The organism is Streptomyces sp. NPDC020801 (assembly GCF_044334385.1).
In the GTDB taxonomy this organism is placed as follows: domain Bacteria; phylum Actinomycetota; class Actinomycetes; order Streptomycetales; family Streptomycetaceae; genus Streptomyces.
Window position 1 is genome coordinate 25,666 of sequence record NZ_JBIRST010000037.1, and the last position, 11,116, is coordinate 36,781.

General features: G+C 72.7%; 7 protein-coding genes. 6 read left to right on the forward strand and 1 reads right to left on the reverse strand.

Annotated features, from left to right (window positions below):
- Positions 1 to 301 precede the first annotated feature (301 nt).
- The 6 genes from ACH4UM_RS39300 to ACH4UM_RS39325 all read left to right on the forward strand — a co-directional run bounded on the left by ACH4UM_RS39300 (position 302) and on the right by ACH4UM_RS39325 (position 10,075).
- Complete coding sequence (locus tag ACH4UM_RS39300) at positions 302 to 3,694, forward strand: SCO5717 family growth-regulating ATPase (protein ID WP_398190716.1); 3,393 nt, start codon at positions 302 to 304, stop codon at positions 3,692 to 3,694.
- A 332-nt stretch (positions 3,695 to 4,026) separates the two neighbouring features.
- Complete coding sequence (locus tag ACH4UM_RS39305) at positions 4,027 to 5,901, forward strand: ABC transporter substrate-binding protein (protein WP_398190719.1); 1,875 nt, start codon at positions 4,027 to 4,029, stop codon at positions 5,899 to 5,901.
- 58 nt (positions 5,902 to 5,959) lie between these two features.
- Positions 5,960 to 7,036 carry an ABC transporter permease gene (locus ACH4UM_RS39310; protein WP_398190722.1) on the forward strand — a complete coding sequence of 359 codons (1,077 nt, stop codon included), beginning with the start codon at positions 5,960 to 5,962 and terminating at the stop codon, positions 7,034 to 7,036.
- Entirely contained in the window at positions 7,033 to 7,947 is a 915-nt protein-coding gene (locus ACH4UM_RS39315) for an ABC transporter permease (protein WP_398190725.1), read from the forward strand. The genes ACH4UM_RS39310 and ACH4UM_RS39315 overlap by 4 nt, the downstream gene beginning before the upstream one ends.
- Entirely contained in the window at positions 7,944 to 8,984 is a 1,041-nt protein-coding gene (locus ACH4UM_RS39320) for an ABC transporter ATP-binding protein (RefSeq protein WP_398190728.1), read from the forward strand. The genes ACH4UM_RS39315 and ACH4UM_RS39320 overlap by 4 nt, the downstream gene beginning before the upstream one ends.
- Positions 8,981 to 10,075 carry an ABC transporter ATP-binding protein gene (locus tag ACH4UM_RS39325; RefSeq protein ID WP_398190731.1) on the forward strand — a complete coding sequence of 365 codons (1,095 nt, stop codon included), beginning with the start codon at positions 8,981 to 8,983 and terminating at the stop codon, positions 10,073 to 10,075. The genes ACH4UM_RS39320 and ACH4UM_RS39325 overlap by 4 nt, the downstream gene beginning before the upstream one ends.
- A gap of 55 nt (positions 10,076 to 10,130) precedes the next feature.
- Here ACH4UM_RS39325 and ACH4UM_RS39330 read toward each other — a convergent pair whose 3' ends face one another.
- The gene (locus ACH4UM_RS39330; RefSeq protein ID WP_398190734.1) at positions 10,131 to 11,087 is read right to left on the reverse strand and encodes a bifunctional riboflavin kinase/FAD synthetase; all 957 of its coding nucleotides are present in this window, start codon (positions 11,085 to 11,087) and stop codon (positions 10,131 to 10,133) included.
- Positions 11,088 to 11,116 lie beyond the last annotated feature (29 nt).

Consider the following 11,116-nt stretch of genomic DNA (forward strand, 5'->3'; position numbering starts at 1 on the left):
GGTTCGTCCGCCTTGGGCGCCATTGCGCAGGTCGGTCATGTGAGTTGAGAGGCGATTGTGAGGCCCCGGAGCGGCGCGGAGGGATGACGGGCCTGCCGTCAGCGTGCCTGTGGTGATTAGGCTGGTACCGGGCGCCACACAGAACCCGCGGCCGGGCCGTCGGCGCTCCGGGGGAGGGCCGGGTGGACCGGGCGGGCCGGATCGGTTCGGGTCGTCCGCCGACCGCTTCCGACCGACCCTGTACGACACGAACGGTCGCCCCAGCACGGCATGAGGGTGCTCGACCACACCAGGAGGAACTGTGAACAGCGATCGGGACGGGATCCGCGGGGGCTGGGCCACACCCGGCGATGACCAGTCCGACGCGGAGTCCGCCATCGAGACGACGGGCGAGTTCACCATCGACTACGCGCCGCCTGCCTGGTACACGCAGAATGCGCCGGGGGCGGCAGGCGAGTCCTCGCAGGCTCCGGCCGCCCCGGCCCCTCCCGCCACGCCCGCGACTCCTCCCCCGCCGCCCCCGGCCGGGCCGCCGGTCGACCTTCCCGGCCCGCCGCCGGGCAGCGGCTTCCAGCCCGCCTGGGCACCCAACGCCGCCGCCTCGCCCGTGGCACCGGAGGCGGAGCAGGCCGGGAACGGCGATCTCGTCAGCGGCGCGACGATGCGGATCTCCGCGGCCGCCCTGAAGCGGGAGTTCGCGGAGCGGGCGGCCGCGGGCGACGGAGCGTCCCCGGCGGGTGGGGGCAGCGCCGCGCCGGAGACCGCGCCGGAGACCGCGGCAGGTGCCTACGGCACGGCGGGCGCCGACAGCGCTCCGGGCACGGACGGTGCTCCGAGCACCGACAGTGCTCCGGGCGCGGAGAGCGACGGCGTCTTGTCCGTGGCCGGGGAGGTGGCTCACGAAGGCGCCGAGAAGGACGCCTTGGAGACCGCAGCACCGCAGACCGCCGTCCCGGAGGCTACGGGCGAGGGGTCGGCCGTGTCCGGGGACGGTGCCGGCGACCAGGCGGCAGACACGGCCGGCGTCGCTGCCGCCGAGGCTGGTTCCCGGGCGTCCGGGGACGCCGGCGTCCTCAGCGGTGCGGACGGCGCGAACGACGGGGACACCGAGCGCGCGGACGCTGCCGGCGTCGTCGTGGAGCCCGGGGAGGGCCCCGAGGCGGCGGAGGGTGCGCGGGACGCGGAGCTTCCCGCGGCCCCGGCTGCCCCGGTCGTTCCGGCGGTTCCGGCCCCGGCGCAGGACGACTCCGGCCGAGGCGAGCGTGCCGAGACGGAGGCGGAGGCGGTCGCGGCGCAGGACGGCGACGTCCAGGACGCCGTGCCCGCTGAGGCCGGTCCGGCCACCGAAGTCGGAGGTGACGTACGGGCCGCCGTGCCCGACGCCGCCGACCCGGCCACCGACGCCGACGCCGACGCCGACGGGAACACCGAGAAGTCCGCTTCTGAGGGGGCGGAGCCGCCCACCGGCGACGTGCGGGATGCCGCCGCCCCCCACGCGACCGGGCCGGCCGAGGGTGCCGCCGGCGACGTACAGGACGTTCCGCCGGCGTGGGGTCCGCCGCCCGCGCCGCAGGCCGCGGTTCCACCCCTGCCTCCGTCGTACCAGCCCGCAGCGCCGGCCCCCGCTGCCCAGTGGCCCGCGCAGCCCCAGGCTCAGGCTCCGTCCCAGCCCCAGCCCCAGCCCCACGAACAGCCTGCCGTGCCGCCGCAGCAACCGGTCGGCGCCCCGGCCCAACCGCCGGTGCCGCCCCAGCAGCCGCCCTTCCAGCCGCAGGCACCGCAGCCCGCACCCGCCGCCTGGCACACTCCGGCCGCGCCGCCTCAGCAGCAGGGACCGGCGCCCACTCCCCCGGCGCCTCCGGCCGGTTACGGCTTCCCGCAGCCCGGCACCGCGCCTTCCGCCGCGCCCGCGGCACCGCAACCGGCGCCGCCGAACCCGGCGCAGAGCGGCTACGGCTTCCCCCAGACCGGCGTGCCCGCTGCCGACGCCGCAGGAGGTTACGGCTTCCCCCAGCCGCAGCCGGGCGCCCCCAACCCGTCCGCGCAGCCCGGCGGTTACGGTTTCCCGCAGCCGCCCGCACAACCGGCACAACCGGCACAACCGGGGCAGCCAGGTCTGCCGGGGCAGCCGCAGGCCCAGCCGGGTGCCGGGCCGCAGCCCGGCGCGGCGGACCCGGCGGCCGCTGCCGCTGCCGCTGCCCAGCAGGGCGCGCCGCAGCCTCCGCAGCAGCCCGTCGATCCGCGCCTCGGGGCCGCCTGGCCGCAGCCCATACAGCACGACCAGCGGCAGCCCACCAACCCCGGTGCCGCCCCCCTCGGTTACACCGCGGCCGTGGAGCTGTCCTCCGACCGGCTGCTCAACAACAAGAAGCAGAAGGCCCGCAGCGGACGTCCGGCCGCGGCCGCGGCCCGTTTCCGTATCGGCGCCAAGAAGGAGGAGGCGGAGCGGCAGCGGAAGCTGGAGCTGATCCGCACACCGGTGCTCTCCTGCTACCGGATCGCGGTCATCAGCCTGAAGGGCGGCGTGGGCAAGACGACCACGACCACCGCGCTCGGCTCCACCCTCGCCACCGAGCGGCAGGACAAGATCCTCGCCATCGACGCCAACCCGGACGCCGGCACGCTTGGCCGCCGGGTGCGCCGCGAGACCGGGGCCACCATCCGCGACCTCGTGCAGGCGATTCCGTACCTCAACTCCTACATGGACATCCGGCGGTTCACCTCCCAGGCGTCCTCCGGCCTGGAGATCATCGCCAACGACGTCGACCCGGCCGTGTCCACGACGTTCAACGACGAGGACTACCGGCGCGCGATCGACGTGCTCGGCAAGCAGTACCCGATCATCCTCACCGACTCCGGCACCGGTCTGCTCTACAGCGCCATGCGCGGTGTGCTCGACCTCGCCGACCAGCTCATCATCATCTCCACGCCGTCCGTGGACGGCGCCAGCAGCGCCAGTACGACGCTGGACTGGCTGTCCGCACACGGGTACGCCGACCTCGTCGCCCGCTCCCTCACGGTGATCTCGGGGGTGCGCGAGACCGGGAAGATGATCAAGGTGGAGGACATCGTCGCCCACTTCGAGACCCGCTGCCGCGGGGTCGTCGTGGTGCCCTTCGACGAGCACCTTGCCGCCGGTGCCGAGGTCGACCTCGACATGATGCGCCCGAAGGTGCGTGAGGCGTACTTCAACCTGGCGGCGATGGTCGCCGAGGACTTCGTCCGGCACCAGCAGGCCCACGGGCTGTGGACCTCCGACGGCAACCCGCCCCCGGTGGCCGCCCCGCCGCTGCCGGGCCAGCCCCTCCCCGGACACCCGGGTCAGCCCGGACACCCCGCACACCCGGGTCAGCCAGGACAGTACGCACAACCCGGCCAGCCCTACCCGGGACAGCCGTACCCCGGACAGCCATACCCGGGGCAGCCGGGACAGCCCGTTCCGGGACACCCGGCCCCAGGACAGTTCGCTCCCCCGCAGCAGCCGGGCCGGCCGTACGCGCCCCAGCCCGGCCAGCCGTACGCGCAGCAGCCCGGCCAACCCCAGCCGGGGCACCCGGGCGAGCCGGGCCAGTTCGCGCCCCCGCCGCAGCCCCAACAGCCCCTGCAGCCGCAGCCCCCCGCACACCCCGCACACCCCGCACACCCGCAGGAGCAGACCGGGCAGGCCGCTCCGCCGCCTCCGCCCCAGCAGTGATCCGGTGGCACCTTCCGGAGGCCGCACGCCTCGAGGCCCGTGCCGTCCCGCACGGCGCGGGCCTTCGCGCGTTCGCAGGCAGAACCGGCGGGAATCGGCCGCCACGCCCTCACCTGGAGGGTTTCAGTGGTCTCGACCAATGAGAGCCCCATCGCGGTCAACTCGTTGTTTCCGCAGGCCACAAGGGGTTTGACACACCGTTGACGCGCGCAGACTGCCGCTGATAGACACTCACTTCATTCCGCCGGCGTCACCCGATCAAGCCCGTTCAAGCCCGCCCGGCGCGGGGCGCAAACCGTCCCGCGCGTGCGATGACGCGAGGTCACCGAGCCATGAACACACAAGATCAGCACGGCAGAGGACGTACCGGCCCCCGCCCGCGAAGGGCCCGGCTCCTCGCCGCCGCCGGGGCCGCCGCCCTCGTCCTCACGGCCGGGCTCGCGACCCCGATGGCCCCGGCCGCCCAGCAGGCCCGCGCCGCGGAGGCGCAGCAGGGCAAGAAGGTGCTCACCGTCGCCGTCGCGCAGAGCGTGGACTCGCTCAGCCCGTTCCTGGCGGTACGGCTGCTCAGTACGAGCATCCACCGGCTGATGTACGAGTACCTGACCAACTACGACCCCAAGGACGCCCACGTCATCCCGGGGCTGGCCACCAAGTGGGAGTCTTCGCCGGACAAGCTGACCTGGACGTACACGATCCGCTCCAACTCCAGGTGGTCGGACGGACAGCAGGCCACCGCCGAGGACGCGGCGTGGACGTTCAACAAGATGATGGCCGACGAGGGCGCCGCCACCGCCAACGGCAGCTTCGTCGCCAACTTCGCGAAGGTCACCGCGCCCGGCCCCACCCGTCTGGTGATCCGGCTGAAGAAGCCGCAGGCCACGATGACCGCGCTCGACGTCCCGATCGTGCCCAAGCACATCTGGGAGAAGGTCCGGGACTTCTCGAAGTTCAACAACGACAAGAGCTTCCCGGTCGTCGGGAACGGGCCGTTCGTCCTCACCGGCTACAAGCCCGACAGCTACGTTCGGCTGAAGGCCAACAAGGGTTTCTGGCGGGGCGGGCCCAAGTTCGACGAACTGGTCTTCCGTTACTACAAGGACCAGGACGCCGCGGTCGCCGCGCTGCGCAAGGGCGAGGTCTCCTTCGTGGCGGGCTCACCGTCGCTGACACCCGCTCAGGCCGCCTCCCTCAAGGGCGACAAGAACATCCACGTCAACGACGCACCCGGCCGCCGCTTCTACGCCCTCGCCACCAATCCGGGCGCGCAGGCCGGGAACGGCAGGAAGTTCGGTGACGGCGACCCGTCCCTGCTCGACGAACGGGTCCGGCACGCGCTGTTCATGGCGGTGGACCGCGAGACGATCGTCGACAAGGTCTTCCAGGGGCACGCGGTCGGCGGTCAGGGTTACATCCCGCCACGCTTCTCCGCCTACTTCTGGAAGCCGGCGGCGAGCCAGGAGCTGGCGTACGACCCGGCGAAGGCGGCCCAGCTCCTCGATCAGGCGGGCTACCGGAAGAACGCCGACGGCAAGCGCGCGGGCAGGGACGGCAAGCCGCTGAACTACCGGGTGCTCTGCCACGCGACCGATCCGAACGACAAGGCGGTCGGCAAGTATCTGCAGGAGTGGTGGGGCAAACTCGGCATCGGGGTCACCGTCGACTGCCTGGACAACGTGACGGACCCCTGGCTCGCGGGCAGGTACGACCTGGCCTTCGACGGCTGGTCCGTCAACCCCGACCCCGACTTCGTGCTCTCCATCCACACCTGCGCCGCACTCCCGGCGACCCCCAAGGACACCGGCGCCACCGACAACTTCATCTGCGACAAGACCTACGACCGGCTGTACGCCCAGCAACTCGCCGAGTACGACCCGGCCAAACGGGCGGACATCGTCAAGCAGATGGAGTCGCGGCTGTACGACCTCGGGTACATGAACGTCATGGCCTATCCGAACGCCGTCGAGGCCTACCGCACCGACCAGATCCAGTCGATCACGACGATGCCGGCGAAGGCGGGCAACATCTACGGCCAGGACGGCTACTGGAGCTGGTGGTCCGCCGTTCCGGCGAACTCCGCTGACTCCTCGGGCGGTGCCACCTCCACGGGCGTCATCATCGGGGTCGCGGCGGGCGCCGTCGTCCTCGTCGGCGTCGTGGTGCTCTTCGCGATGCGCCGCCGGGCCACGGCCGAGGACCGTGAATAGCCCGCCGGCGCCCCGCCCGGACCGGTGTACCGGTCACCGATCGACCGAGTGAGTGCTCATGACCGCTGAAGCGACACCCGCGCTGGTCGAGGGCGCGGCCGCCGGCCCGGTGAGGTCCGGGCCGGCGGCCGCCGGGCGCGGAGGACGTGCGCGCCCCGCCACCGCGTATCCGCGGTATGCGGCGGGCAAGCTGGCCGGCGCGGCCGTCTCGCTGCTCGCCGTCCTCGTCACCAGCTTCTTCCTCTTCCGGCTGATCCCGGGCGACCCGGTGAAGTTCATGACCGGCGGCCGCCCCGTCTCCGCCCGGCAGATCGCCGTCTACCGGCGGGAGTTCGGGCTCGACCTGCCACTGTGGCAGCAGTTCACGCACTACTGCGGCAAGGCGCTGACGGGGGACCTCGGGACCTCCTACCAGTTCCGCGCACCGGTCATCGACAAGATCACCGAGGCGCTGCCGAACACCCTGCTGCTGACCGGCACGGCCTTCGTCCTCTACACGGCCCTCGGCATCGTCCTCGGCACACGCTCCGCGTGGCGCCACGGCGGGCTCGGTGACCGTCTCAACACCGGGCTCGCGCTGACGCTGTACTCCATCCCGTCGTTCTGGCTGGGGCTGCTGCTGATCATCGTGCTGTCGGTCGGCGCGGGCCCGATCCCGGGGCTCTTCCCGACCGGGGGCATGGAGTCGGGTGGCAAGGAGGGCCTGGCGTACGTCGTCGATGTCGCCCACCATCTCGTGCTGCCGGTGGTGACACTGGTCGCGGTCGAGTACGGGCAGACGCTGCTGGTCACCCGGTCGGCGCTGCTGGACGAGATGGGCAGCGACTATCTGACGACCGCACGCGCCAAGGGTCTGCGGGACGACCTCGTACGGCGCCGGCACGCCGTGCCGAACGCGCTGCTGCCGACCGTGACGCTGATCTTCGTCAACCTCGGCCGCACGGTCGCGGGCGTCATCCTGGTGGAGACCGTGTTCTCCTGGCCGGGCCTGGGCGGACTGTTCTACCAGGCGCTGAGCGTGCCCGATCTTCCGTTGGTGCAGGGGCTGTTCTTCGTCTTCGCCTCGGCGGTGATCGTGATGAACACCCTCGCCGACCTCCTGTATCCGCTGCTCGACCCGAGGGTGGGCCGATGACCACCGACACCGCCACGGCGCCCGGCCCGCGCACCCTCGCCCGGCAGCGCCGCCGGGCCTCCGCCGCACGGTTCTGGAAGGAGTACCGCCGGCACCGCGCCGGCCTGCTCGGACTCGCCGCGCTCGTGCTGTGGGCTCTGGTCGCGCTGACCGCGCCGCTGACCGTCGGGGCGGACGTGCAGAGCGTGACCACCGCGCCCGGCCGGCCCCTCGAGAGCCCGAGCGCCCACTTCCCGCTGGGCACCGACCGGTTCGGACGCAGTCTGCTCGGCCTGGTGGTGTGGGGCTCGCGCGTCTCGCTGCTGGTGGGACTGCTCGCGGCCGTGCTGTCGGTGGCGATCGGGGCGCTCATCGGCATCACCGCCGGGCACTTCCGCGGCTGGTACGCCACGGTGATGATGCGGATCACGGACTGGTTCCTGGTGATGCCGACGCTGGTGCTCGCCATCGCGCTCGCGACGGTGATGTCCCGCTCGCTCGGCACGATCGTCCTGGCGATCGGCGTGACCACCTGGCCGACCACCGCCCGGCTGGTGCGGGCGCAGACACTGGCGGTGGAGTCAAGGCCGTACATCGAACGCGCCAAGGCGCTCGGCGGCGGGCACTGGCACATCATGTCCCGGCACGTACTGCCCAACGTCATGCCGCTGGTCCTCGCCCAGACGACCCTGATCATCTCCTCGGCGATCCTGGCCGAGGCGACGCTGGCCTTCCTCGGACTCGGGGATCCGACGGTCGTCTCCTGGGGCGGGCTGCTGCAGGACGCGCGGGAGGCGGGGGCGGTGAGCTCCGGCGACTGGTGGTACCTGGTTCCGCCGGGGATCGCCATCGCGGTCGTCGCGCTGGCGTTCACGCTGTGCGGGCGTGCCGTCGAGTCCGTTCTCAACCCCAGGCTGGGGGTGGCCCGTTGAGCCTGCTCGACGTACGGAACCTCGAAGTGACCTATCCGGGCGGTGCGGCCGCCGTACGCGGGGTCGGCCTCACCCTCGGTGCGGGCGAGAAGCTGGGCATCGCGGGCGAGTCCGGCTGCGGCAAGTCCACGCTGGCGCTGGCACTGCTGCGGCTGCTGCCGGCCGGGACCCGGATCGGCGGGGAGATCCTGCTGGACGGCGAGGACGTGCTGACGATGAAGTGGGGCCGGGTGCGAGCGGTGCGCTGGGCGGGGGCGTCGATCGTCTTCCAGGGCGCGATGCACTCCCTCAACGCCGTGCACCGCGTCGGCGACCAGATCGCCGAGCCGATCCTGCTGCACCGCAGGGCCACCCCGGCGGGCGCGCGGAAGAGGACCGGCGAGCTGCTGGAGCAGGTGGGTCTGCCGGCGGCGCGTGCGCACGCCTACCCGCACGAGCTGTCCGGCGGCCAGCGGCAGCGCGTGATGATCGCCATGGCGCTGGCCTGCGACCCGCGTCTGATCATCGCCGACGAACCCACCACCGCGCTCGACGTGATGATCCAGGCCCAGATCCTCCGGCTGATCGAAGAGCTGGTGAGCGAACAGGAGGTGGGCCTGATCATGATCAGCCACGACCTCGCGGTCCTCGCCGACACCTGCGACCGGCTCGCGGTGATGTACGCGGGCCGGGTGGTCGAGGAGGGCCCGGCCCGGCAGGTCTACGAGGACGCCCGGCACCCCTACGGCAGGGCCCTGTCGGGGGCGTTCCCGCGCATCGGCGACCCGGCGTCGCGGTTCGCGCCGCGCGGGCTGCCGGGCGATCCACCGGACCCGGCGGCGGTGCCGTCCGGGTGCGCGTTCCACCCGCGTTGCCCGGTGGCGCTGGACGTCTGCGCCACGCGGGACCAGGTGCTGCGCGAGGCGAAGGCGGAGGCGGGGCGGAGGGCGGCCTGTGTGCATGTGCCGGAGGGGACGGCGGGCACCGGGGAAGGAGCCGCGGGCAAGAGGGCCGCGGCCACCGGGGGCGAGGCAGAAGTGGGGAGCGGCACAGCATGAGGACCGCGTCACCGCTGCTGAGCGTCGAGGGCCTGCACATCACCTTCCCCGGCCGGAACGGCGCGCCGACCGCCCGGGCCGTGGACGGGGTGGACCTCGACATCCGGCCCGGCGAGATCGTCGCACTGGTCGGCGAGTCGGGCTGCGGCAAGACGACTCTCGCCCGTTCCCTGCTCGGCCTCGTCCCGCCGACCGCGGGCCGCGTCAGCTTCGACGGCGCGCCGCTGGCGTACTCCTCGCGCGCGCTGAAGGCGTACCGCAGGCGGGTGCAGCTGGTGCTCCAGGACCCGAGCGGCTCGCTCAATCCCCGGCACACGGTGTACGACGCCGTGGCGGAGGGGCTGCGCATCCACGGCCACGGCGGTGACGAGCGGGCGGCGGTCGCCGAGGCCCTCGCGCGTGCCGGGCTGCGGCCGCCCGAGCGCTTCTTCCTGCGTTATCCGCACGAGCTGTCGGGCGGTCAGCGGCAGCGGGTCGTCATCGCGGGCGCGCTGGTCCTGGAGCCCGAACTCGTCGTCGCCGACGAGCCGGTGGCCTCCCTCGACGCCTCGGTACGCGGCGAGATCCTGGCGCTGCTGCTGCGGCTGCGCTCCGAACTCGGCCTGTCCGCACTGGTGGTGACCCACGACCTGGGACTGGCCTGGAACATCGCCGACCGGGTGGCGGTGATGTACCTCGGCCGGATCGTGGAGACCGGCGAGGTCGAGCAGGTCCTGACGGCGCCCCGGCACCCGTACACCCGGGCCCTGCTGTCCGTCCTGCCCGAGTCCCCCGGAGACCCGGTCGTCCTCACCGGCGAGCCACCGGACCCGTCGCGCATCCCCTCCGGCTGCCGCTTCCACGTACGGTGCCAGATCCTGGCGGGCGGCGAGGCCGAACGGGCGGGCGTCGCCGATGCCTGCCGCGGCCGGGACCCGGAGATCCTGAGCGGGGGCCGCGAGGCCCAGGTGGCCTGTCACTGGGCGCAAGCCGCACAGGCACAACAGGCCCAAGAGGCCCAACAGAAACAGACACAGACACAGGCGGAGACGAAGACGAAGACGGAGACGAAGACGGAGTCAGAAACGCAGGCACACACGCAGACGCAGTGACACGCACAGACGCAGTGAGCGAGCCGACGACGACCGCCGTGGGTGCGACTTGCGGCTACTTCGCCTTCTCGTCGGCCGCGATGATCTCGCGGCACTTCGTGACGTCCTCGGCCATCGTTTCGAGCAGCGCCTGAAGCGAGTCGAACTTCGCCTGGCCGCGCACGAAGGCCAGGAAGTCGACGGCGACGTGCAGGCCGTACAGGTCGAGGCCGACGCGGTCGATGGCGTACGCCTCCACGGTGCGCTCGGTACCGTCGAACTGCGGGTTCGTGCCCACGGAGATCGCGGCCGGCATCACCTCGCCCTGGGCGTGCAGATAGCCGGCGTAGACGCCGTCGGCGGGAATCGCGGTGTGCGGGAGTGTCTCGACGTTGGCCGTGGGGAACCCCAGTTCGCGGCCGCGCTGGGCGCCGCGGACGACCACGCCCTCCACACGGTGCGGGCGACCCAGGATCTCGCGGGCGCCCCCGACGTCGCCCTCGCCGACCAGGCGCCGGGTCAGGGTCGAGGAGAAGGGCTGACCGCCGCCCGCCTCACCGGTGACGTACAGGTCGACGACCTCGACCTCGAAGTCGTAGGTCTTGCCCTGTTCGGCGAGGTACTCCACGTTCCCGGCGGCCTTGTGGCCGAAGCGGAAGTTCGGGCCCTCGACGACCGCCTTGGCGTGCAGCTTGTCGACCAGGACCTTGACGACGAAGTCGGCCGGGGACAGCTTCGAGAACTCGGTGGTGAAGGGGAGGATGAGCACCGCGTCCACGCCCAGTTCCGCCATCAGCTCGGCCCGGCGGTGGTGCGGGGCGAGCAACGGCGGGTGGCTGCCGGGGCGCACGACCTCGCTGGGGTGCGGGTCGAAGGTGACGACGACGGCGGGGACGCCGAGTTCGCGCGCACGGTTCACGGCGTGCTCGATGATCAACTGGTGTCCGCGGTGGACTCCGTCGTAGGAGCCGATGGTGACGACGCTGCGCCCCCAGTCCTGGGGGATGTCCTCCAAGCCACGCCAGCGCTGCACTGTGACCGCTCCTCGTCGAACCTGTGTCC